At 72.5% G+C, this 22,967-nt stretch carries 19 protein-coding genes and 1 pseudogene; 10 read left to right on the plus strand and 10 right to left on the minus strand.

Going from position 1 to position 22,967, the window contains the following annotated elements; translation table 11 throughout:
* Positions 1–479 (plus strand): annotated as a pseudogene (locus tag FRCN3DRAFT_RS55635) (hypothetical protein); the annotation flags it as partial.
* 22 nt (positions 480–501) lie between these two features.
* On the opposite strand, the gene FRCN3DRAFT_RS0238705 reads toward FRCN3DRAFT_RS55635, so the two are convergent.
* A complete protein-coding gene (locus FRCN3DRAFT_RS0238705; RefSeq protein WP_007516311.1) occupies positions 502–2,316 on the minus strand; it encodes an AMP-dependent synthetase/ligase in 1,815 nt (604 codons plus the stop codon).
* A 342-nt stretch (positions 2,317–2,658) separates the two neighbouring features.
* Here FRCN3DRAFT_RS0238705 and FRCN3DRAFT_RS0238710 point away from each other — a divergent pair, with 342 nt between their 5' ends.
* The 5 genes from FRCN3DRAFT_RS0238710 to FRCN3DRAFT_RS0238730 all read left to right on the plus strand — a co-directional run bounded on the left by FRCN3DRAFT_RS0238710 (position 2,659) and on the right by FRCN3DRAFT_RS0238730 (position 7,198).
* The gene (locus FRCN3DRAFT_RS0238710) at positions 2,659–3,426 is read left to right on the plus strand and encodes a metallophosphoesterase family protein (RefSeq protein ID WP_007516310.1); all 768 of its coding nucleotides are present in this window, start codon (positions 2,659–2,661) and stop codon (positions 3,424–3,426) included.
* A gap of 351 nt (positions 3,427–3,777) precedes the next feature.
* Positions 3,778–4,278 (plus strand): SRPBCC family protein, encoded by a 501-nt coding sequence (locus FRCN3DRAFT_RS48405; RefSeq protein WP_007516309.1) that lies wholly within the window; start codon positions 3,778–3,780, stop codon positions 4,276–4,278.
* Between the two features lie 7 nt (positions 4,279–4,285).
* On the plus strand, positions 4,286–5,500 hold the full coding sequence (locus tag FRCN3DRAFT_RS0238720; protein ID WP_007516308.1) for an ArsA family ATPase: 1,215 nt from the start codon (positions 4,286–4,288) through the stop codon (positions 5,498–5,500).
* On the plus strand, positions 5,497–6,093 hold the full coding sequence (locus FRCN3DRAFT_RS48410; RefSeq protein WP_232794390.1) for a hypothetical protein: 597 nt from the start codon (positions 5,497–5,499) through the stop codon (positions 6,091–6,093). The genes FRCN3DRAFT_RS0238720 and FRCN3DRAFT_RS48410 overlap by 4 nt, the downstream gene beginning before the upstream one ends.
* A complete protein-coding gene (locus FRCN3DRAFT_RS0238730) occupies positions 6,086–7,198 on the plus strand; it encodes an ROK family glucokinase (protein WP_007516306.1) in 1,113 nt (370 codons plus the stop codon). Before FRCN3DRAFT_RS48410 ends, FRCN3DRAFT_RS0238730 begins: the two co-directional genes overlap by 8 nt.
* Before the next feature lie 15 nt (positions 7,199–7,213).
* Here FRCN3DRAFT_RS0238730 and FRCN3DRAFT_RS0238735 read toward each other — a convergent pair whose 3' ends face one another.
* From FRCN3DRAFT_RS0238735 to FRCN3DRAFT_RS0238745, 3 genes are all read right to left on the minus strand, one after another.
* Positions 7,214–8,359, minus strand: coding sequence for a glycosyltransferase family 4 protein (locus tag FRCN3DRAFT_RS0238735; protein WP_007516305.1), 1,146 nt, complete (start codon positions 8,357–8,359; stop codon positions 7,214–7,216).
* A gap of 55 nt (positions 8,360–8,414) precedes the next feature.
* Positions 8,415–8,738 (minus strand): hypothetical protein, encoded by a 324-nt coding sequence (locus FRCN3DRAFT_RS0238740; protein WP_232794391.1) that lies wholly within the window; start codon positions 8,736–8,738, stop codon positions 8,415–8,417.
* A gap of 130 nt (positions 8,739–8,868) precedes the next feature.
* Positions 8,869–10,179, minus strand: coding sequence for an NYN domain-containing protein (locus FRCN3DRAFT_RS0238745; protein ID WP_007516303.1), 1,311 nt, complete (start codon positions 10,177–10,179; stop codon positions 8,869–8,871).
* Between the two features lie 427 nt (positions 10,180–10,606).
* On the opposite strand from FRCN3DRAFT_RS0238745, the gene FRCN3DRAFT_RS57300 reads away from it, so the two are divergent.
* Complete coding sequence (locus FRCN3DRAFT_RS57300) at positions 10,607–11,932, plus strand: DUF4352 domain-containing protein (protein WP_007516302.1); 1,326 nt, start codon at positions 10,607–10,609, stop codon at positions 11,930–11,932.
* Between the two features lie 127 nt (positions 11,933–12,059).
* On the opposite strand, the gene FRCN3DRAFT_RS0238755 is transcribed toward FRCN3DRAFT_RS57300, so the two are convergent.
* Positions 12,060–12,455 carry an HIT family protein gene (locus FRCN3DRAFT_RS0238755; protein ID WP_007516301.1) on the minus strand — a complete coding sequence of 132 codons (396 nt, stop codon included), beginning with the start codon at positions 12,453–12,455 and terminating at the stop codon, positions 12,060–12,062.
* A gap of 131 nt (positions 12,456–12,586) precedes the next feature.
* On the opposite strand from FRCN3DRAFT_RS0238755, the gene FRCN3DRAFT_RS0238760 reads away from it, so the two are divergent.
* Positions 12,587–13,000, plus strand: a complete 414-nt coding sequence (locus FRCN3DRAFT_RS0238760; protein WP_007516299.1) for a VOC family protein — start codon at positions 12,587–12,589, stop codon at positions 12,998–13,000.
* Between the two features lie 41 nt (positions 13,001–13,041).
* On the opposite strand, the gene FRCN3DRAFT_RS0238765 is transcribed toward FRCN3DRAFT_RS0238760, so the two are convergent.
* Positions 13,042–14,085, minus strand: coding sequence for a DUF3592 domain-containing protein (locus tag FRCN3DRAFT_RS0238765; protein WP_007516298.1), 1,044 nt, complete (start codon positions 14,083–14,085; stop codon positions 13,042–13,044).
* Between the two features lie 215 nt (positions 14,086–14,300).
* Between FRCN3DRAFT_RS0238765 and FRCN3DRAFT_RS0238770 the strand changes: the two genes are divergently transcribed.
* Both FRCN3DRAFT_RS0238770 and FRCN3DRAFT_RS48415 read left to right on the plus strand, forming a co-directional pair.
* Positions 14,301–16,088, plus strand: a complete 1,788-nt coding sequence (locus FRCN3DRAFT_RS0238770) for a DEDD exonuclease domain-containing protein (protein ID WP_007516297.1) — start codon at positions 14,301–14,303, stop codon at positions 16,086–16,088.
* A 284-nt stretch (positions 16,089–16,372) separates the two neighbouring features.
* Positions 16,373–17,440: a type IV toxin-antitoxin system AbiEi family antitoxin domain-containing protein gene (locus FRCN3DRAFT_RS48415; protein WP_157845329.1), complete on the plus strand. Its 1,068-nt coding sequence runs from the start codon at positions 16,373–16,375 to the stop codon at positions 17,438–17,440.
* A 327-nt stretch (positions 17,441–17,767) separates the two neighbouring features.
* On the opposite strand, the gene qcrB is transcribed toward FRCN3DRAFT_RS48415, so the two are convergent.
* Genes qcrB through ctaE form a run of 4 tightly spaced genes read right to left on the minus strand, consistent with a single transcriptional unit; the run spans position 17,768 to position 22,342 of the window.
* Complete coding sequence (gene qcrB, locus FRCN3DRAFT_RS0238780; RefSeq protein ID WP_007516295.1) at positions 17,768–19,399, minus strand: cytochrome bc1 complex cytochrome b subunit; 1,632 nt, start codon at positions 19,397–19,399, stop codon at positions 17,768–17,770.
* Entirely contained in the window at positions 19,396–20,559 is a 1,164-nt protein-coding gene (qcrA, locus tag FRCN3DRAFT_RS0238785) for a cytochrome bc1 complex Rieske iron-sulfur subunit (protein ID WP_007516294.1), read from the minus strand. The genes qcrB and qcrA overlap by 4 nt, the downstream gene beginning before the upstream one ends.
* Positions 20,556–21,698 (minus strand): cytochrome bc1 complex diheme cytochrome c subunit, encoded by a 1,143-nt coding sequence (gene qcrC, locus FRCN3DRAFT_RS48420; protein WP_335341696.1) that lies wholly within the window; start codon positions 21,696–21,698, stop codon positions 20,556–20,558. The genes qcrA and qcrC overlap by 4 nt, the downstream gene beginning before the upstream one ends.
* Before the next feature lie 5 nt (positions 21,699–21,703).
* Positions 21,704–22,342 carry an aa3-type cytochrome oxidase subunit III gene (ctaE, locus tag FRCN3DRAFT_RS0238795; RefSeq protein WP_027141331.1) on the minus strand — a complete coding sequence of 213 codons (639 nt, stop codon included), beginning with the start codon at positions 22,340–22,342 and terminating at the stop codon, positions 21,704–21,706.
* Positions 22,343–22,967 lie beyond the last annotated feature (625 nt).

Below are 22,967 nucleotides of genomic sequence, written 5' to 3' on the forward strand. Positions count from 1 at the left end.
CGCCCGCCGCCTCGGGGACGCCGGTCACCGCCCCCACGGCCGGCGGCGAGGCCAAGTCGTCGCGCTACGACGGCCCGCTGCTGTGGGCGCTGCCGCTGCTGGGCGCCGCGGGCATGGCTGTGGTGCTCGCCCTTCCGTTCCTGAAACTTCGCCGGTTGCGTGCCGGTTCCCGCGCCAGCGCGGTGGCCGGCCACGCCGACACGGACGACGACGGTCACGGCGATGACGGCTACGGCTTGGCCGACGTTGGCGACCCGGGCGCGGCGGGTGGCGGCGCCCTGGACCAGCTGTACTCCGGCTCCAGGTATGACTCCGGCTCCGGGCATGACTCCAGCTCCGCGTACGACCCCGACACCGCTTATGCCGGGCAGGGCGACGATCCGACGCGCGCCGGGCTGGAGACCGACGGCACGGCGGATGACTCGCCGTCCAAGCGGCCCGGCGCGGCCGGAGGCAAACACCGAGCCACCCGCCGGTAGCGCCCCGCCGGCCGCGCCCGGGCTACTTCTCGGCCGCGCCGCCGTAGAGGTCGGTGACCGTGTCGGCGAACCTGTCCATGACGGCGGAGCGGCGGACCTTCAGGCTCGGGGTCAGCTCGCCGCTCTCGACGGTGAAGTCCGCCGGCAGCACCACGAACTTCTTGATCCCCTCGGCGTGCGAAACGGACCTGTTGGCCGCGTCGACCGCGCCCTGCAGGTCGGCGAGCAGCTCCTGGTCGTGGACGAGCTCGGCTGGCGGCGTGCTCGCCGGGCGGCCGTGCGCGGTGAGCCAGGGCTCGAGCGCCTCCTCGTCGAGGGTGAGCAGGGCGGCGACGAACGGGCGCCGGTCTCCGATCACCATCGCCTGGCTGATCAGCGGGTGCGTCTGCATCAGCTGCTCCAGCGGCGCCGGGGCGACGTTCTTGCCGCCGGCGGTGACCAGGATCTCCTTCTTCCGGCCGGTGATCCGCAGGAAGCCCTCGTCATCCAGGGTGCCCAGGTCGCCGGTGTGGAAGAAGCCGTCGGCGTCCAGTGCCTCCTTGGTGGCGGTCTCGTTGGCGTGGTAGCCGCTGAACAGCACCGGGCCGCGGACGAGGATTTCGCCGTCGTCGGCGATGCGCACCGTCACCCCGCCGAACGGCTGGCCGACCGTGCCCATCTTCACGTGGCCCGGCCGGTTGGCGGACAGCGCCGGCGCCGTCTCGGTCAGGCCGTAGCCCTCCAGGACGACCACGCCGATGCCGCGGAAGAAGTGGCCGAGCCGTTCGGACAGCGGCGCGCTGCCGCTGACGGCGTAGCGGACGCGCCCGCCGAGGACCGCCCGCAGCCGGGTGTAGACGAGCCGATCGAACAGCCTGTGCCGCAGGCGCAGCCCGAGGCCGGGGCCGCCCTGGGTCTCGAGCGCCTGGCTGTAGGCGATCGCGGCCTTCTCGGCGGCGTCGAAGATGGGTCCCCGGCCACTCTTGTGCGCGGTCTGGCGCGCCCGCGAGTGAACCTTCTCGAAGATCCGCGGGGCGGCGAGCAGGTAGCTCGGCCGGCACTTGGCGAGGTCCTCGACCAAGGTGGAGACATCCGACGAGTAGGCCAGCGGGAAGCCGACCTGGACCGCCACGTTCTGGACCAGCCGGGCGAAGGCGTGCGCCAGCGGGAGGAACAGCAGCGTCGACGGGTCGCTCTGCCTGTTGAACAGCTCCGGCAGGTGCGCCTCGGCCGCCTTGGCGTCGAACAGCAGCGCTCCGTGGCTGAGCTCGCAGCCCTTCGGCCGGCCGGTGGTGCCCGACGTGTAGATGATCGTCGCCACGCTGCCGGCGCGCACGCCGGCGCGCGCGGCCGCCAGCTCCTGCGAGGTCACCGCCGCGCCGTCGGCGCGCAGGGTCTCCAGCGCGCCGGCCTCGATGACGAGGACCTCGCGCAGCGCGGGCGTCCGTTCGCGGACCTCGGCGACCAGCGCGGCGAGCCGCGGCGTCTCGACGACCGCGAGCGTCACCTCGGCGTCGGTGAGGATCCACTCGATCTGGTCCGCGCTGGAGGTCTCGTAGACCGGTACCGTCACCGCGCCGGCCATCCAGATCGCGTAGTCGAGGACGGTCCACTCGTACCGGGTCCGGCTCATCAGCGCGACCCGGTCGCCCGGGCCCACCCCGTGGGCGACGAGACCGCCGGCGGTCGCCATGACCCGGTCGAAGAAGTCCCGGTAGGTCATGTCGACGAACTCGCCGTCGATCTTGTGCCGGATCACCACCTGGTCGGGGCGGTCGCGGGCGAGCTCGAAGACACCGTCGGTGAGGGTCGCGTCGTCGGGCAGGGTGACCAGGGCTGGTGAGGTGAACTCGGGCACCGGAAGGGCTCCTCGGTTTCGCGGGGCCGGTTGCCTCGGCCACGTCGGCACGCGCACGGGACAGGTCGCGCGGGTGGGGGTCGTGGATGGGCGGGATCGCGGGGCAGGGCATGGTCCTGGGGCAGGCGGTCCTGGTGGGCGGGTCAAGGTCAGACGTTAGTCCGCGAGTGAGGGTGACGGCGAACCTCGCGGCGGGTGCCGCCGGCTGTTTCAGCCGTCTGAAACCGGCTCGAAACGGTGGCGTTCCGGGAATGGAGGCACCTCGGTTACTCCCCAGTAGGATGGCGCGTACCTCGTCCGCGAGGCATCCGTTTGCGGCGGACGGGGCTCTAAGCTTCGGATATGCGGGTCCATGTGGTGAGCGACGTGCACGGACGGGCCGACGCGCTCCCGGCCGCCGCGGAGGGCGCCGACGCGTTCGTCTGCCTTGGCGACCTGGTCCTGTTCATCGACTACCACGACCACAGCCGCGGGATCATGGGCGACCTGTTCGGCGCCGCGGCCGTCGGCCGGATGATCAAGCTGCGCACCGAGATGCGGTTCGACGAGGCCAGGGAGTGGTCGCGCGGGCTGTGGGCCAGCCTCGAGGGCGACCGCGCCACCATCATGGAGGCGGCGATCCGCCGTCAGTACGCGCAGCTGTTCGCGGCGTTCCCGACGCCCACCTACCTCACCTACGGCAACGTCGACCTGCCGCACCTCTACCCGGAGTACCTGCGCGACGGAGTCACCCTGCTCGACGGCCAGACCGTCGACATCGGCGGGCTGCGGTTCGGTTTCATCGGCGGCGGGCTGCGGACCCCGATGAACACGCCCTACGAGATCGACGACGAGACGTTCGCCGCGAAGGTGGCGGCGGTCGGCGAGGTCGACGTGCTGTGCTGTCACATCCCACCGCACGTGCCCGAGCTCGTGTACGACGTCGAGGCCGGCCGGTTCGAGCGGGGCAGCGAGGCGGTGTTGGAGGCCATCCAGGCCACGCAGCCGAAGTACGCGCTGTTCGGCCACGTCCACCAACCACTTGTCGACTCTTTGTATATTGGCTCGACGCGCTGCGTGAACGTTGGGCATTTCAACGCCCGTGGCACGCCCTTCGTACTCGAGTGGTAGGCCAAAGGAGATGCGATCATGCACTTCTCGCATCTCCGGCGGCCTACCACGGGATCGTAGTGGCAGGCCAAAGGAGGTGCGATCATGGACCTCTCGCATCTCCGGCGGCTGGAGGGACGGGTCGGCTGGTGAGGTCCCGGCGTCGGTCGGGTAGCCTCAGGCCCTTCAAGGGCCCGGCTACCCAGCATGCGATCATGTATTTAGTCGCATGCTAGGCGACCTCCCCAGGGACATCGCGGAATAGATGCAATCATTCAACCGGTCGCGGCACGGTGACCCTGGCCGATGTGTTGGGGACGTCGTTGCCGGGGGCCGGGTCAGCCCCGGGCGGATCTGGAGGTACTGACAGCGATGGCCGATCACGCACGCGCCTCGATCGTCATCAACGCCAAGCCGGCGACCGTGATGGCCACCATCGCCGACATCGCGAACTACCCCACGTGGGTCGGTCAGATGGAGCAGACCGAGGTTCTCGAGGTCGGCCCGGAGGGCCGGCCGAGCCGGGCCCGCTTCCGGGTGAACGCCGGCATCGCCAAGGACGAGTTCGTCACCGACTACTCCTGGTTCGGCGACGAGAAGGTCACCTGGACGCTCGTCGAGGGCCAGGCGATGTCCGCCCAGGACGGCAGCTACACGCTGCGCGACCTCGGCGAGAGCCGGACCGAAGTGACCTACGACCTCACCGTCGAGCTGAAGATCAAGATTCCGGGCCTGCTGCGTCGCAAGGTCCAGGGCGGCATCGTCGACGCCGCTCTCAAGGACCTCAAGCGGCACGTCGAGGCCTCGCCCGCCCTCGGCGCCGGTGCCTACCCCGAGAAGTTCTCGAACCTCGAGAAGAACGTCGAGAGCTGAGGCTCGTGTGCGGTGTGTGCTGTTCACCGGTAAGGGCGGCGGCGGGACCACGACGGTAGCCGCGGCGAGCGCGACGCTCGCCGCCCAGCGCGGCCACCGGACGCTCCTGGTGTCGTTCAACCCGGTCGGGGGGCTCGGGGCCACGCTCGACCACCCGGTGTCCGGCGGGCCGGTCGAGCTCGAACCGGGGCTGTTCGGGCTGCAGGTCGACCTGCAGGACTCGTTCGGGCGGCGGCTGGACGCCGTCCGGCCGCTGCTGGACGCCGCGTGGACGCACGCCGACCTCGACCCGGTCGAGACCGAGGAGCTCGCCGGGCTCACCGGCGTCGGCGAGACGCTGGCCCTGCTCGAGCTGCGCGACCAGCTCACCAGCGACCGCTACGACCTGGTCGTCGTCGACGCGGGCCCGGCGGCCGACGCGCTGCGGCTGCTGTCGTTCCCGGAGACGCTGTCCTGGTACTGCCGCCGGCTGCTCCCCCCGGACGGGCGGTTCGTCCGCTGGGTACGCCCGTCGCTGGCCCGCTCTGCACGGCTGGCCGCCCGGATGGGCCACCTGGCCGAGCCGGTCTACGACGTGTTGATCCGGCTGCGCGCGACCGCGGCCGACCTGCGCGAGGTGCTCACCGACCCGGCACGGACCAGCGTGCGGCTCGTGCTCACCCCGGAGACGGCCTCTGTGGCGGTCACCCGGCGGGTGTTCACCGCGCTCTCGCTGCATGGCCTGCCGGTGGACGCGCTGGTGGCGAACCGGGTGATCGGCCCGTCCGGCGGCGACGTCTGGCGTGCCGGCTGGGCGGCGGCGCACCGTGAGCAGCTCGGCGAGATCGAGGCCGCGTTCGCGCCGCTTCCCGTGCTGCGCGCCGCGTACCGGGGCGGCGAGCCGGTGGGGCTGGAGGAGCTGGCCGCGTTCGGCGCGGCCGCCTACGGGTCGCTCGACCCGGCGGGCGTGCTCGGCGCCCGGGCGGGCGCGGACAGCGAGGCGCCGCTGGTGGAGCGGACCGAGGACGGCTACTCGCTGTCTTTCGGCGTGCCGTTCGCGGACCGGGGCGAGGTGGACCTGGCGCGGCTCGGCGACGATCTGGTGGTGACGGTCGGCCCGCACCGGCGGCTGCTCGCCCTGCCCGCCGCGCTGCGCCGCTGCGACGTCCGCGCCGCCTGGCTGCGGGACAACCGCCTGGTCGTCTCGTTCGTGCCGGACCCGGACCAGTGGGTGCGGGCGTGAGCGCAGGAGCAGGCGAGCGGAGTGGTCGTCCGAGGGACGAGGACGGCCGCGGAGGGAGTGCGGCGACGGAGGGAACTCGCGACAGAGCGCACGGCTCCTCACAGGTTCCGCCGGAGCCGGGCTCGCTCGCGCAGGAGGCCGCGCTGCTGGCCGTCGCGGTCCGCGAATGGCTGACGGCGCACGGCGGCGACGCGTACCCGCCGGCGGACGTCCGGGACCCGTTCGCCCCGAAGGACGCCCCCGGACCCGACCCCGACCCCGACCCGGGCCCGGGTCGGGGGGCGCACGCCGGCCCGCCCTGGACGGTGGGACCCGGCGAGACCCTGTGCACCGGCTGCCCGTTGTGCAGGCTGCTCTCCAGCGTCGCCGGCAGCCACGCCGAGGTTCTCGGGCACCTGCTGGCGGCGGCGAGCTCGCTCACCGCCGCGGCCCGCGCCGCGTGGCCACCCGCCGGCGCCCCCGGCCAGGGCACGGGTGACCAGCGCGACGAGCGCGGTGGCCCGGCGGCCTGGCAGGCTTTCCCACGACAGACCGCGACGCAGCAGACCCGGTCGGCCCGCGACCGGGTGCAGAGGATCGACATCGGTGAGTAGCACGCCCGCGCCCGGCACCGCCGGGACGTCCATCTCGTCCAACGGGCCCTATGCGCCATCGGGCCCGGGTAGGTCCGGCCTGCCCGAAGCCGAGCCGGGCGGACCGCCCACGCTGCCCGCGCCGGCCGGCCCCGTGTCAGGCCTGGCGATCGGCGTCGACGTCGGCGGGACGAAGGTGGCCGCGGGCGTCGTCGACGGCCGCGGGCGGATCGTCGGCTCGGTGCGCCGCCCGACGCCGGGACACGAGCCGGCGCTGGTCGCGGACACGATCGCCGAGGTCGTCGGCGAGCTGCGCGCCCGCCACGCCGTCGGCCTGGAGGCGCCGATCGGCATCGGCGCCGCCGGCTGGCTCGACCGTGACGGCGCGCGGGTGATGTTCGCGCCGAACCTCGCCTGGCGCGACGAGCCGCTGCGGGACATCATCTCCGACCGGCTCGGCCGCCCGGTCATCGTCGACAACGACGCGAACACGATGGCGTGGGCCGAGTACCGCTTCGGCGCCGGGCGCGGCTGCGCCGAGCTGGTCTGCGTCACGGTGGGTACCGGGATCGGCAGCGGGCTGGTGCTGGACGGCAAGGTGCGTCACGGCGCGTTCGGCGTCGGCGCGGAGTACGGCCACATGCAGGTGGTGCCGGCCGGGCTGCCGTGCGGCTGTGGCAGCCAGGGGTGCTGGGAGCAGTACGCGAGCGGTCGGGCACTGGTCCGCAACGCGCGGGAGATCATCGGCGGCTCGCCGGAGGCCGGCCGCCGGCTGCTCGAGCTGGCCGGGGGCGACCTGGACCGGCTGACCGGCCCGGACGTCACGACCGCGGCCCGCGAGGGCGACCCGGCGGCCGTCAAGTGCTTCGAGGAGGTCGGGTACTGGCTCGGCCAGGGAATGGCCAGCCTCACCGCCGTGCTCGACCCGGCGCGGTTCGTCATCGGCGGCGGCGTCTCCGACGCCGGTGAGCTCCTGCTCGGCCCGGCCAGGGCTCAGTTCCGCGCCGCCCTCCCCGGCCGCGGCCACCGCCCGGAGGCCGAGATCGTCCTCGCGCACCTCGGCCCCGACGCCGGCTTCGTGGGCGCGGCCGACCTGGCGCGCACGGTCAAGCTCGGCCGCGCCTGAACGATGCCCGCCCCGCTACCGCCCCTGGCGGGGGGCGGGGCTGGGGCTCAGGAACTCGACGAGATTCTTGGTGAGCAGGTCCCAGCGCCAGGTGAGCTCGACCCAGGCACGACCGGCGGCACCCATGGATCGGCCCCGGTCCGGGTCGTCCAGGAGCTCCGCGACGGCCGAGGCGACGTCGGTCAGGCTGCGGCCGTCGACCACGAGACCGGTCCGGCCGTCGAGTACGGCGTCGGGCGCTCCACCGCTGTCACCGGCGACGACCGGGAGCCCGGCGGCGGACGCCTCGAGGTAGACGATCCCCAGGCCCTCGACCTCCAGGCCGCCCAGCCGGGAACGGCACGGCATCGCGAAGATGTCCCCGGCGGCGTAGTGCGCGGGCAGTTCCTCCCACGGGACCGACCCGGTGAAGACGACATGGCGTTCGACGTCGTGCTCCCGGGCGAGCCGGCCAAGGTCGGCGCGGTAGGGGCCGCCGCCGACGATCAGCAGGGCGGTGTCGGGGTAACGGCGCCGCCAGCTCGGCAGGGCGCGGATCAGCATGTCCTGCCCCTTGCGCGGGACGAGGCGGCTCACGCAGACGACCACCCGCCGGCCGGTGAGCCCATGCCGGGCGCGGATCTCGTCGCGGCCGGCGCCGGGGCGGAACAGCTCGGCGTCGACGCCGCTGGGCAGCCGCTCCAGGCGCGGGCGAGGACCGAAGGCCGGGCCGATCCTGCGCCGGGTGTAGTCGCCGAGGTAGGTGATGACGTCGGTGGCCGCGCCGATCTGGCGCAGCGTCTGGCGGGCGCCGGGCAGCGCGGCCCAGCCGACCTCGTGGCCATGGGTGCTCGCGACCACCCGCTCGATCCCGGCCGTCGCGCGCAGCCGGGCGCCGAGCAGCCCGAGCGGCGCCGCCGCGCCGAACCAGAGCGCGTCGCACCGCTCGGCGCGGGCGATCTCGCGGGCGCGGCGCAGCACCGACCGGGTCGGCAGCATCAGCGACGTCGGGTGCCGCACGACGGGGAAGTCCTGGGCCGCGTCGAACTCGGTCGCGCCCTTCCACGCGGGCGCGTAGACGACGACGTCACCGGCGGGCAGCCTGCTCGCGAAGTTGTGCACGTAGGCCTGGATGCCGCCGGCACGCGGTGGGAAGTCGTTGGTCACCACGAGCACCCGCATGCGCCCATGGTCCCCCACCGGCTCTCCCAGTGCAGGCCCCTCCCCCCGCCGGCGGTCACCCGACGCGGCGGGAGCGGCGCCCGGGGCCGTCGGCGTCGGGGCGGCGCGCGGGCCGGGAGCGCTGCCGGGGGCCGACCGCGAACGGTTCGGCCAACGGGATCATCTGCTGCCCCGGGGGCGAAGCCGGAACCTCCTCCGGCGCCGCGGCGCCGTCGGCCGGCACGACGTCCAACGGCGTCACCAGCCGCAGCCGCGGCAACAGGCCCGCGTCGGCGAGCAGGGCGAGCGCTCGGCGCTCGTCCTCGTCCCATTCGACGACCGGCGGCGGCGTCACGAGCACCGACAGCACACAGTCCCCACACGCGTTCCCACGCGCCACGCACGAATCACAGTCGATCAGCATCGCGCTCACCTCTGTCGTTCACACTGTGTCATCGCGAGACGGTAGACGCGTGGTCCGACAGTTTTTCGGGACCGGGGTGTGACGACGGCGTGACGAGGGTGTTCGGTCAGCGCTCCAGCCGGGCGAGGAGCGCGGCGGACGGGACGGAACGGGCACCGGCGGCGGCGCAGGTCTCGGCGACCTCGCGGTCCGAGGTCACGACGACGACCGGGCGGCCGGGGGGCTCGGCGCGGACCAGCCGGACGATCTCCTCGTCGGCGAGCTCGCCCTGCCGGCTGAACAGCACCCGGACACCACGCGGCACCGTCACCCCGACGGGACGGCTGGCGACCGCCGTGGCGTCGAAGACCACGGTGACCTCGGCGTCCGGTGCCCGGCCGGCGAGCGGGCCGAGCCCGGACAGCAGCCGCACCCGCTGGGCCTGCAGCGGCAGCGCGCCATAGCCGCGCTTGGTGACGTTGTAGCCGTCGACGATCAGATGGATGCCCGGGATCGTGAGCACCTCGTCGATGGCCGTCGGGTCGTCCTCAGGACGCCCACGGGCGCCGACCGCGGAGAACGGGTCGCGGGCCTGCCCGTCCACGGTGGCGCACAGGTCGGCCGGGCGCGCCACCGTGGTGGGCAGCCCGAGCTCGCGGCGGACGCCGTTGGCCGCGCCCATCAGCGTGTCCAGCAGCACGCGCAGGCGGGCGTCGTCGAGGCTGCGCGCGTCGCGCCCTTCCCGGCGCGCGCCGGCGAGCGCCGCCTCCAGCTCGCCGACCCTGGCCCGCAGCCGGCGGGTCTCGCCCTCCGCGGCCCGAGCCAGGACGCGGGCCCCGTCCCGGTCCGCCACCGCGGCGGCGACCTCCTCCTGCGCGGCCTGCTCGGCGCGCCGGACCCGCTCGGCCGAGCCGCGCATCCGCCGGCGCAGGTCATCCACCTCCAGGCGGATGGTGGCCAGCTGGTCGTGCAGCTTCTCCCGCTCGGCGCGGCCGCTCTCCTGGACCGCGGCGAGCGCCTCGGTGAGCCGGTCGACCTCGCGGGCGGCCTCGTCGGCCTTCGCCGACATCGCGGCCTGCACGGACGACGTCGCGGCGACGGTGAGCAGGTCCTCCCAGCCTGGGGGGCGTAGCACGAAGGCGACCGCGGCGACCTCGGCCGGCGGCGCCGCGGCCGGTGGGCCCTCGGTCGCCGTCACGGCGTCGGCGAGGCCCGGATGGGTTCGCCGGACCCATTCCGCCACCCGGCCCCGGAAGATCGCGTCGTGCTCGACCGCCGCCGCGAGTGGCACCGCGCCCTGCTTGGTCCGCCGCGCGGGCGTGAACCGGCGCACGGCGACCAGGCTTGCCGGCACCTCGGCATCCTCGAGGCCGGCGAGTGTGTCAGCGGCGAAGGCGACGACCTGGGTCCGTACCTCCGCCGGCAGCGGCTTGCTCACCCGGCGTCCGGGAGAGGCAGGTCGACGGGCACGGTACGGACTCCCTGTCGCAGGAACGAGTGGCAGCACTCCAGCGTAGTCCCGCGCCATAGCCATCACCATCCGCCACGAACCGTCACCATCTGTCACGGATTCGCGGAGCGCCCCGGCCCGGGCGCAGGCGGGCTCGAGCCTCCGCCGGGACCGGGGACTCTTGGCCCGCGAGCGCTCCAACCCGGCCGACATCCACACCGAAAAGCCAACGCGACAGCAATCTCGTCGATGGACCGACAACGCCAGTCGACAGATGTCCCGATTCGGTTGACTCAACAAGCACAAAGAGGTTCGACAAGGGCATTTCTCTTGGGTATGACCGACTTCTGTAATGTCGCGCTATCCATCTGCATGCTCCGTTTTTGGCAGCGGGGTGTACGCCGAGAGGAACACTGTGAGCGACCAGAACCCTCCGACCCCGCCAGACGGCGGGGGCGGGCACGGGCAGGGCGGCGGCGGGTGGCCGCCGCACACCCCAGCGCCGGACTGGCATGCGGCCCCGACCGCCAAGGCGGACGGCTCGGCCTGGTCATCGGCCGCCGGCCAGACCCCGCAGCCCACGCCGCCAGGCACCCCGCCACCTGGCGGGCAGGGCTGGCCGGGCACGCCGGCGCCGGGCGGGCAGTGGCCAGGTCCCGGTGACTACCCACAGACGGGCTACCCGCAGGGCACCCCCGCGCCCGGCGGCTACCCCCCACCCGGAACCCCGCCGCCCGGCGGCTACCCCCAGCCCGGCACTCCAGCACCGGGTGGCTACCCCGCGCAGGGCACCCCGGCGCCCGGGTACGCCCCGCCCGGCACGCCCGCGCCAGGCGGCTATCCGCAGACGACGCCCTACCCGCAGGGCGACGCCTACCCGCCCGCCGGTGGCTACCCTTCCTCGCAGCCTGGGTACCAGCAGCCTGGCTACCAGCAGCCGGACTACGCCCAGCCCGGCGGCTACCAGCAGCCCGGCTACCAGGACACGGGTTACCAGCAGCAGGGCGGCTACCCCCCGCCCGGCACCCCCGCCGGTTGGTCCGGCCAACCAGGTCAGCCAGGGCAACCCGGTCAGCCAGGCAGGCCCTCCAGGCGCAACGGTGTCATCCTCGTCTCCGCGCTCGCGGCGGTCGTGGCGATCGTCCTCGGTGTCGTCATCGCGCTCGCGGTGAGTGGCGGCGACAAGGACGACACCCCTCCGGTCACCGCGCCGTCGGTGCCCACGCTGGGGACCGGCCCCGCGCCGACGGGCAGCGCCCCGGCGGTCGCGCCGACGACACGCCCCGCCGGACCGGCCGGCTGCACGCCGATCAACGCGCCGGGCACCGCGCCTGAGGCAGGTATCGCCGACATCGGCCAGACGGTGACGGTGATGGGCGACGGCGACAGCTCCGTCTCCACCTACACCGCGCGGATCACGCTGAACAGCCTCTGCCGCACCACTTCGCCGATAACGAGCTACGGCGACCCGCCGGAGAACGGGCTGTTCATCATCGCCAACTTCACCGTCCAGGTGGTGAGCGGCACGGTGAACGTGTACCCGCTGCACTTCTTCGGGGTCTCCCCCGACGGCTCCCGATACGACGCGACCTACGACGAGGTCGGAGCCCGTCTGGACGCCGACGACCTGGCGTCCGGCCAGAAGGTGACCGGCAACATCGTCTTCGACGTGCCGGACGGCGACCACCTGCTGTACTGGGAGCCGCTGTTCGCCACCTCCCGGGCGAACTTCCGCTACTGAGCCCGGTAGGCCCCGTCGGCTGGCCCGACCGACGGGGTCTCCCTGGCCGCGGCCGGTCCGTGCGGGGCCGGCCGAACCGGGGCCGCAGCACCATCCGGAAGCCCACGGACCCGCAGGGGCCGCAGGGTCAGGCGACGGCGGCCCTGATGCGCTCGGCGACCTCGTCGAGGTGCTCCGGCGCCGGGTGCGGGTCGGCGAGGCCGAAGTCGAGCTGCTTCTCGCTCTCGATCGGGATCAGGTGCACGTGCACGTGCGGCACCTCCAGCCCGGCGATGATCGCCGCGACCCGGCGCGGCTGGAACGCGGCCTGGATCGCCCGGCCGACCTTCGACGCCGCGCTCCACAGCTCGCGCTGCGACTCGTCCGGAAGATTGATCCAGTGGTCGATCTCCAGCCGCGGCACGACGAGCGTGTGGCCCGGCCGGATCGGAGAGATCGTCAGGAACGCGACCGTGTGCTCGTCCTCGTAGACGAACCGACCCGGCAGCTCTCCGTTGATGATCCGGGTGAAGATTGTCGGCATGGCCAGGACCCTACCGACCCAGGTGGCCCAGGGGATCTAGCGGGACGCGGCCCGCCGCGGAGCCCGCCGGTCGGTTCAGATCAGTGACCGTTTCACAACACGCCGACCACCGATGAGCCAAGGCACCCGCAATGCGGCATCATGCGCGAGTGGCCGGGTTTGAGACGCACGGGCTGAGGGTAGCGCGGGTCGGGGTCGACTGCGTGGATGTCGACCGAATGATCCGCTTTTGGTCTAGAGCGCTGGGATATGAGGTAACCCTCCGCGGCGGCGACATCGCGGAGCTGCGCCATCCTGCGAGCGCGGGGCCGAAACTGCTGCTGCGCCAGGTCCGCAAGCTCGGCCCGGCGCGCAACCGCCTCCAGCTCGACCTCTATGCCGTCGACGCCGAGCGCGTCGCCAGCTGGCTCGCCACCCTGGGCGCCCGGCGCGTCCGCCGCCTGGAGGCCGCCGGCGAGGCCGGCTACCTCCTGGCCGACCCCGAGGGCAACGAGTTCCGCGTCATCACCGCCGGCCCCGCCGCCTTCACCCGCCCCTTCGCGTAGGCACCGCGGCCGCGGCCGGCCGGTCGGCGCGTGCCGACGTCCTATGGCCAGGGCGGCGCACCACCGTGACCGGCCCAGACGTTGACGGGCAGAGCGGCCCCCGCGACTCCGAAGGCCAGCGCACCGGCCGCCACCGCTCCGATGGAATAGCCAGCCGCGACGGCAATCATCGTTGCGAATGTGGCGCACACGGCGGCACCGACGAAAGCGAAGAAGGCCGGTCGATTCCACCGGGCCGACCAGGTACGCGCCGTCGCCGGCTCAAGTACGAAGGACTCGGGCAATCGGGAACGTATCGACCCTATGGGCACGAGACGGGTGCCGTCGGCCAGTTGGACCACCACGGGCCCGATCAGCCAGCCAGACCTCGCCAGGTCACCGAATATGATCACAGAGGAGCCAGGCGGCAGGCTGGCGGCTGCCGGATGCCACATCACCCGCTGCCAGCTGACCGCCCATTCGGTCATTCCGTAGTGGTTGGCGGCCGGCCCGACCAGCTGGATCCAGAGCTCCGCCCCAGCGGGAATGAAGAACCGATGGAACTCGACGCGAGTGAAGGACGACCAGTCAAGGTTCTGCTGCCCTACGTACGCGGCCGCGGTCATGGGTCTCGCGGACTGACGAGACACGAAGCGGAACTGCGCGCCGATCACGGCCCACCATCCGAGAACCGGAACCAGGCCAGCGAGAGCAAGGAACCGGAGATGACCGTTCGCGGTGGTGATCTCCCCCGGTAACGCGGGATAGGCGCGCGTGTTCGGTCTCCGCGGGTCGTACAGGACAGGGAAGCGGTCACCCGAGCGGTGCTCGGCACGCGTCTCGAAGTTCTGTACGTGCGTGTCGCCGGCGGCATCGGACCAGCGGACCTGGACGGACGACCCGCTCTTGCCATGATGAGCACTGATGACGGTTCCCTCGGCGAGGGTTGCCGCGCGGGCACGCTGGTCCCGCTCCTCGTGGTACCACCAGGTCATCAGGCAGAAGACGATCGTGACGGCGTAGAGCGCGCTGGCGAGTCCCACGAGCGCGGCGATCGTCTCGGGGTGCTCACGGTCGGCCTGGGAGGGCGTGAAGGTGTCTCGCATCCGTGCCTCCCGGCGCTGGACGTCGCGATCCGACCGCCGACCAGGCTTCCCGGCACACCACGAATCAAGGTAGTCACTCTGACGATCCCGGACAACGGACAAAATGCCGGGCGACGCGGGATCACAACGGCGCGCGACCCGGCCGGTGCCGGCCTGGAGTGTCGGGCCTGGTCACCGGTTCGTGGAGTGTCGGACCTCGTCACTAGGTTCGTGGTGTGTCACCTGAGCCTTCGGCGCCGGCCCCGGCCGGCGGGCGGCAGGGCAGCTTCGACGAGCTGGGCCGGCCGCTGCGGGACGTCACGTTCGTCGTGTTCGACCTGGAGACGACCGGCACCGGGCCGGCCGAGTCCGAGATCACCGAGTTCGGCGCGGTGAAGGTCCGCGGCGGCGAGGTCGTGGCCGAGTTCGCCACCCTGGTACGCACGTCCGACGGGGTGCCGCCGCTGATCACCGTACTGACCGGGATCACCGACGCGATGCTCGCGACCGCGCCGGCGCTGGCGGAGGTGCTGCCGGCGTTCCTGGAGTTCAGCCGCGACGCCGTGCTCGTCGCGCACAACGCGCCCTTCGACCTGAGCTTCCTCAAGGCGGCCTGCGAACGCGTCGGCTATCCCGTCCCCGCCTGGGAGCACCTGGACACCGCCCGGCTGGCCCGGCGGATCGTGACCCGCGACGAGAGCCCCAACAACAAGCTGTCGTCGCTTGCCCAGCTGTTCGGGGCCCGCACCGAGCCGTGCCACCGCGCGCTCTCAGACGCCCGCGCCACCGTGGACGTCCTGCATGGCCTGTTCGAGCGGCTCGGCAACCTGGGCGTGACGACGCTGGAGGACGTCCACGAGTACAGCGCCCGGGTGTCCCCCGCACAGCGGCGCAAGCGCACCCTCGCCGACGATCTGCCCACCGGCCCCGGGGTCTACCTGTTCCGCGACGGCTCCGGTCGGGTGCTCTACGTCGGCAAGTCCGCGTCGGTGCGGGCCCGCGTGCGCAACTACTTCACCGCGAGCGAGACGCGCACCCGGATGGCCGAGATGGTCGCGGCCGCCGAGCGGGTGGACGCGATCGAGTGCGCGCACGCGCTCGAGGCGGAGGTGCGCGAGCTGCGCCTGATCGCCCAGCACAAGCCGCCCTACAACCGCCGGTCCCGGTTCCCGGAGCGGGTGGTGTTCCTCCGGCTCACCGACGAGCCGTTCCCCCGCCTCTCCCAGGTCCGCGCGGTCCGGGACGACGGCGGCACCTACCTCGGCCCGTTCGGCGCCGCGGCCGGCGCGGAGCTCGCCGCCGACGGGCTGCTGGAGGCGGTGGCGCTGCGCCGCTGCGGCGGGCGGCTCTCGCCGCGGCGAACGAGCCCGGCCTGCGCGCTGGCGGAGCTGGGCAAGTGCGGCGCGCCCTGCGACGGGCGGCAGTCCCTGGAGGAGTACGCCGCCGTGGTGGCCACGGCCAGGGAGGCGATGGCGGGCGACCCCGCGGTCGTCGTCGCCGCCGCGCACGCGCGGATCGGCCGGCTGGCCGCCCAGCAGCGGTTCGAGGAGGCCGCGGTCGTCCGGGACCGGATGGCTTCGTTCGTGCGGGCCGCCGCCCGCCACCAACGACTGGCGGTTCTGGGCGCGATCCCGGAGCTGGTGGGCGCCGTCCCCACCGCCGACCGCGGCTGGGACCTCGCCGTCGTCCGCCATGGCCGGCTCGCCGCCGCGGCGACCGTGGCCCGCGGCGTCGACCCGCGCCCCTGGGTGGACGCCGTCGTCGCCACCGCCGAGACGGTGCGACCTGGCCCCGGGCCCACCCCGGCCGCGTCCGCCGCCGAGATGGAGCGGATCGAGCGCTGGTTGTCCACCCCCGGAGCCCGCCTCGTGCAGCTCGCGGGTACCTGGGCCTGGCCCGCCGCCGGCGCGGCCCGCGCCGCGTCCGAACTCCCCGAGCGGGCCCCGGCCCCATCTGCCCCGTCGGGCCCCCGCACCGACCGCCGCATGGCCCACCAGCCCGGGCACCCGCGCCGCCCCTCCTAGCCCGGGTGCGGCGCGTCCTGTCAGACGTGAGGGGCACGGAAGGGTGCTCGTCGCGCCCCTGACGTAGGACAGGGTGCGGGTGCGGGTGCGGGTGGTGCTCTGTGCGCCCTTGGCGTGGGCGTGGCGTTGCCGTTGCTGTGGGTGAGGAGGGAGGCATCAGGTTCCGAGCTCGCCGCCCATCGCGGCTCGGGGGTCAACTGGGCTCTTCTGTGGATACACGTCGATTGTCCACAGGGCCACGGCTCTGCATGGACAAGAAGATCGAACGGAACGACCCTCAGGGTGTGTCCAGAAGATCAGCCCAGTCGGACTCGGCGGCGATGCGGCTCGTCGGGCGGGTGGCCGAGGGGCAGAGCGGGATGGTCACCTATGCGCAGGCGATGGAGACCGGGCTGACCCGACAGGAGATCCGGACGTTCGTTCGCCGGGGCTGGTGGGAGCGCCCGGTACGCGGCGCCTACATCATCAGGTCGATCGCCGACCGAGTCGATCCGCCCGGCCATCCCGGCCAGTGCGCCCGGCTGCGCCCGCGGGTGCTGGCCGCACTCGCCACCCATCCGGATGCCGTCGTCTGCGGCATCACGGCGGCTCGGATGCTCGGTTTCGGCTCGGTCGTGGACGCGGCCGACGACGAGCCGGTGCATCTGTTGGTCCCCGACCGCGGGAGCCGGCGTTCAGCACGCGGAGTGGTCCTCGTGCCGCGACGCGGCGCGCCGCCGCCCGAGGACGTCGTCGTCCTGTCGGGCATACCGATGACCTCACCGGCCCTGACCCTGGCGGATCTCGTCCTCATCGCTGACACCCGGGAGGACGCGGTGAGCCTCATGGACGCGGCCCTGCGGTCCGGGACGCTGGTCGACGTGACGCCGGCACGCGCCGCGAGCGCCGGGCGGCCCGGATGCCGGCGTGTCGCCCCCTGGTGGGCCCTGGCCGACGGACGGTCGGAGTCCGTGTTGGAGACACGCACCCGCCTCCTTCTGGTCGATCATGACCTCGCGCCCGAAGAGCTGCAGTACCCGGTCTGGGACGACCGCATCAGGTTTGTGGCTCGGGTGGACCTTGCCTACCCGCGCGACCGGGTCGCCGTAGAGGCGGATGGAGCCCGATTCCACGGCAGCGGCGGAGGCGGAGGCGCGAAAGTTGGTCCATCCAGTCCGAGTCCGCCCCGCCCTGGAACAACTCAAGACGGCGACGCCCACGGCTTGGAGCCTCTCTTCCGCGACCGCCGCCGGCAGAACGCGCTCACGAGGCTCGGCTGGAAGATCGTGCGCGTCACCTGGGCCGACGTGACGAACCACCCGCGCCAGGTGATCGGCGACATCCAGGGCACCCTCCGGACCCGGCGCTCCTAGCTCGTGTCCGACGCCGTGGCGCGTCCCGTCAGACGCCAGGGGCACTGAAGGGTGCTCCTTGCGCCCCTGATGTCTGACAGGACGCGGGACGCGAGACGCATGAGATGGAGAGAGAGGGTCGGGAGGGAGGCGCGGCTCTGGACGGGTGAGGCCGGGCCTCGGGTCCTGGGAGGCCAGAGCTCCCGAGGAAAGCCAGGAGCCCCGAGAAACCGGAGTTCCGGGGAAGCCAGAGGTTCGGGGAAAGCCCGAGGTTCCGGGAAGCCGAAAGGGGCGCGCTCAGGCGAGCGCGCCCCTTTCGGGTGGGTCAGGTCCGGCGACCGGTGGGTGTCAGTGGCGGGGGGCGCCGCCGACCGGTTCCTCGCCGCCTTCGGCCTTCTCCTCGGTGAAGAAGCCGGTGACGGCCTTGCGGGCCCGGGTGCCGATGCCGCCCTTGGCATGCCCGTTGCCGTTGGCGTGACCCGCGGCCGGCAGCTCGAAGCGATGCGTCGGCACGATCGGGTAGTCGGGCACCGGGTCCGGCTTGGGCCGGTGGTCCTCGACGAACTCGCCGGTCGGCAGCTGCCGGATGATCCCGGTCTCGATGCCGTGGTGGGCGATGTCGTGATCCCGCTTGTTGAGCGAGATGCAGATCATCTTGGTGACCTTGTACGCGATCGGCGGGACGATGATGATCCCGACGCGGCCGGCCCAGGTCATCGCGTTCAGCGAGATGCTGAACGTCTTCGCGAGGACGTCGTTGCCACCCGAGATCAGCAGCACCAGGTAGAAGCTGATCGACATGGCGCCGATCGCGGTGCGGGTCGGCGCCTCCCGCGGCCGCTGCAGCAGGTTGTGCGACTCGCGGTCCCCGGTGAACTTCGACTCGAGCCACGGCCACAACGCCAGCAGCGTGAACAGGATGCCGGGCAGGATCACCGTCGGCCAGAACACGGCGGCGACCGTGTGCCCGAACCCGCGGAACTCCCAGGGCGGCATGAGACGCGTCGAGCCGTCCAGGAAGCCGATGTAGAAGTCCGGCTGGGACGCCGAGCTGACCTTCGACGGGTCGTACGGGCCGAACACCCAGATCGGGTTGATCTGCGCGAGGCCGCCCAGCAGCGCCAGCATCGCGAAGACCATCATGAAGAACCCGCCGGACTTCACCGCGAACACCGGGAACACCCGGTGGCCGATGACGTTGTCCTCGGTCTTGCCCGGGCCGGGGAAGTCGGTGTGTTTCTGGTACCAGAGGATGCCCAGGTGCGCGCCGACGAGCGCCAACAGGAGGCCCGGTATCAGCAGGATGTGCGCGACGTAGAGCCGGGGCAGGAAGTCCGTACCGGGCCATTCGCCGTTGAACACCAGGAACGACGCCCAGGTGCCGATGATCGGGATCGACTGGGCGATCGACGAGGCGATCCGCAGGCCGGTGCCGGAGAGCAGGTCGTCCGGCAGCGAGTAGCCGGCGAAGCCCTCGAAGATGCCCATGACCAGCAGGCCGACGCCGATCAGCCAGTTGACCTCACGCGGCTTGCGGTACGCACCGGTGAAGAACACCCGGAACAGGTGGACCATCATCGCCGCGACGAACAGCAGCGCCGCCCAGTGGTGGATCTGGCGGAAGACCAGCCCGGCCCGGGTGTCGAAGCTGATGTCCAAGGTCGACGCGTACGCCCGGCTCATCTCCACGCCCTTGAGCGGGACGTACGAGCCGTTGTAGATGACCTCGGTGTTGCTCGGGTCGAAGAACAGCGTCAGGTAGATCCCGGTCAGCAGCAGGATGATGAAGCTGTAGAGCGCGATCTCACCGATCATGAACGACCAGTGGTCGGGGAAGACCTTGTTCAGGTTCTCCCGCAGCGCCCGCTGGGTGTGGAACCGCTCGTCCACCGCCCGGTTGGCCTTGCGGACCGGGCTCGGCCGCTTCGCGAGCTTCGGGGCGGCCGCGGGCTGGCCGGCAGGCCCGGTCGTCGTCGTCATGAGCGCTCCCAGAACGCGGGCCCGATCGGCTCAGTGTAGTCGCCGTTCTTGGCGATGAGGTAGCCCTCACCGTCGACGCCGAGCGCGAGCTGCGGCAGCGACCGGCTGGCCGGGCCGAAGATGGCGCGGCAACCGTCCGGCACGTCGAAGACCGACTGGTGGCACGGGCAGAGCAGGTGGTGGGTCTGCTGCTCGTAGAGGCTGACCGGGCAGCCGGCGTGCGAGCAGATCTTCGAGTAGGCGACCAGGCCGGCCAGGTCCCAGTTCTCCCGACCGGGCCGAGGCTTGTTGATGCCCGGCTCGAGACGGACCAGGATCGTGGCGCTGTCGGCCTTGGCGTGCAGGTCGAGCTGGGGCTCGAATTTCGTGGAGCCGCCCGCGTCCTTGATGGGCACCGCCGGGAAGACGGTCTCGATGCCGCCGATGGAGATGTCGCCGAGCTTGACGAACCGTCCCTCGCCGGTGACCATCCGCGCGCCCTTCACCCAGTGGGTGTGGTCGAGCTTCTTACCCGGCTTGGCGTTCGTGAGGTTCAGCAGCGGCACCACCGCGAGGCCGCCGAGCACGGCGCCGGCGCCGAGCAGGCTGCGGCGCACCAGCTTGAACCGGCCCAAGCCCATGGCGTCGAAACCGAGGGCCACCTCCTCCTCGAGGACCGCCGTCTCGACGTCGGTGCTCTTGAAGGAGTGCCGCTCCTGGACGGCCTGCTCGTGCGGCATCAGCCGCTTGGCCCACAGGATCATCCCGACGCCGAGGCCGCCGACCGCGAGCGCGATCCCGAGACCCAGGCACGGGGTGTAGTACGCCTTGTGCTTGTCGCCCACGAAGTTGGCGACGATGAAGCCAAGCGTTCCGATCACCGAGACGGTGAACCAGAGCGCGATCAGCCGCTCCGCGCGCCGCTCGGCACGCCGGTCGACGTCCTCGGCCCGAGGCGGGCGGGGCGTGACGCTCGCGTGCCGCCAGGAGGTGTGCTCCTCCAACTGCGTGGAGTCGGTCGGAGCCGGCGGGGTGCCCAGCACCTCGGGGCCCTCCGGGATCCCGGAGCCGCCGCTCCCGCTGGCCGGCCCGCTCCCGCCGGCCGGCTCGCCCCCGGCCGGGCGCTTCACCCGGTCGAAGACGCTCTCACCCCCGGTGGGGGTGTCGTCCTGCTCGCTCATACTTTCTGCCTCGCTCCGATCCACAGGCACACGCCGAGCAGGCCGCCGATACCGATCAGCCAGGCGAGCAGGCCCTCCGGGACGGGGCCGTAGCTGCCCAGCTTGTGACCACCGGGGCTGGGGGTGTCGCGGTTCATGATGATGTAGGCCGCGATCGCCTTGGCGCCCTCGTCATCGACCTGGCCGGAGCCGAACACCGGCATCGACTCGGGACCGACACGCATGGCCTCGACGATCTGCTCCGGCGTCGCGTCGGTCAGCGCCGGGGCGTACTTGCCGTAGGTCAGCGGAGCGCCCTGGCCCGCGGACTGGTGGCACTGCGCGCAGTTCGCCCGGTAGAGCTCGCCGCCGTAGGTCAGGTCCGCGTCGGCGAGGTCCTCCTTGCTGATCTCCGGCGTGGTGGTGCCGCCGCCGAGCGTCTGGATGTAGGCCGCGAGCTGGTCGATCTGCGTCTCCGAGTAGCTCGGGTCCTTGCGCTCGGCCTGGGCGCCCGGGTGCGCGAGCGGCATGCGCCCGGTGGACACCTGGAAGTCGACCGCAGCGGAGCCGACGCCGATCAGGCTAGGGCCGGAGACCGTGCCGGCCGCGTTGATCCCGTGGCAGGTCGAGCAGCCCTGCAGGTAGAGGGCGCGACCCTCGCGGACCGCCGCGTTGTCGGCCGAGTCCGCCGCGCTGCCGCTGGGCGCCAGCACCGACCACAGCACGCCCGTGGCCATGAGGGCGAGCGAGAGGACGAGCGTTGACGAGCGGCGCCGACGGCGCGCGCTGGCCGGGCGACGAGACGAGCGGGAGGTCCTGGTGACCAGCCGGCCGCGCACCCCCGCGAGCGGCGCGGGCGTGTCCGCCGCCTGCTCCGCGGCGTCGCGCCCCTCGGCATCCGTCACCTCGGCGTCCAGGTCCCCGGCGTCCAGGTCTTCGGCCACCTCGGCGTCCAGGTCCTCGATGTCCGGCTCGGTCACCGCGAGCGCTGACGCCGTGGCCGTGTCGCCGCCCACCCCGGTCGCCGCCACCTCAACCGCCTCGGCCACGTCACTCACCTCCGCCGCCTCGGGCACGCCGGTCGACACGGTCGCCGCGGCCGCCTCGGCGGCGGGACCGGTGGGCTCGGCCATGTTCTCGTTGCCGGTGGATGCAGTCATGTCGCTCACTGGAGGAGGTAGATGGTCGCGAACAGGCCGATCCAGACGACGTCGACGAAGTGCCAGTAGTACGACACGACGATCGCCGAGGTCGCCTTCTCCGGCGTGAAGCGCCCGAAGGTCGACCTGGCCAGGACCATGAGGAAGGCGATCAGACCGCCGATCACGTGCAGACCGTGGAAGCCGCTGGTCAGGTAGTACACCGAGCCGTAGGCGTGCGAGTTCAGCCCGAACTCGTTCTCCCGGAAGAACTCGTTCGCCTGGCCGAGGACGAAGACCAGGCCCATGACGAACGAGATCGTGTACCAGCGACGCAGCCCGAACACGTCGCCCCGCTCCGCGGCGAACACGCCGAGCTGGCAGGTGACGCTGGACAGCACCAGGATCACGGTGAAGACCAGCGCATAGGCGACGTGCAGGTGCACTGGGCCGATCTCGGAACCAGCCGGATCACCGGTCGTAGGCGGCCAGTTGCCGCTGTTGACCGAACGGATCGTGTAGTACATCGCGAAGAGCGCCGCGAAGAACATCAGCTCCGACGACAGCCACACCACGGTGCCAACCGAGACCATCGACGGACGGTTGGCCATGGGATGTGGGGGCGGAGCCTTCTCGAGGACGGGTGCCGTGGCCACGTCGGTCATTCTGGCACGCGCTGGCGCAAGCGCCACCGAAGGTTCGACGTTCGGTAGGACTACGGCCCGTCGAGGAGCCGCCGACCCACCTCCTACGGCTAGTAGAAGACTGTCCGATGGCCCTTCTGAGCTAGGTAGGACGCGCCCCGGCCAGCGCAGACACCTCCACCGCACACCGGAGACACTGCGGCAAAAATCTCCCAAAACCGAGGCCCTACCGGCGCCTCGCTCCCGCCGAGCCCGTCACGCGGGGCGGCCCGGTCGACGCCCACCCTCGATCCGCCGGACCAGGTTGCAGATGTGCCGCGACTCACGGCCCCTCCCGCCCATCGGGCGGGATGGTTGGTGCCAGTTCGCCCTGGAACACAGCCAGGGTCGAGGCAGAAGGTTGTCGCCGGTTCGCTCCGTGCGGACCAAACGATCTAGCAGGTCGAGGCAGAAGGTTGTCGCCGGTTCGCTCCGTGCGGGCGGCGCGCTACGGCCCCTTACTCGCTTCGCTCCCAAGGGACCTCCGCGCGCCGTCCTCCTCCGCTCACGGGCGCTACGGCGACCTCGCTGCGGCCCGACCCCGGTCGCTTCGCTCCGGGGCCGGGCCTCCGCGAGGCGCGCCTCCGCGCCCGCACGGTCACCTGCC

The organism is Pseudofrankia saprophytica (assembly GCF_000235425.2).
In the GTDB taxonomy this organism is placed as follows: Bacteria; Actinomycetota; Actinomycetes; order Frankiales; family Frankiaceae; genus Pseudofrankia; species Pseudofrankia saprophytica.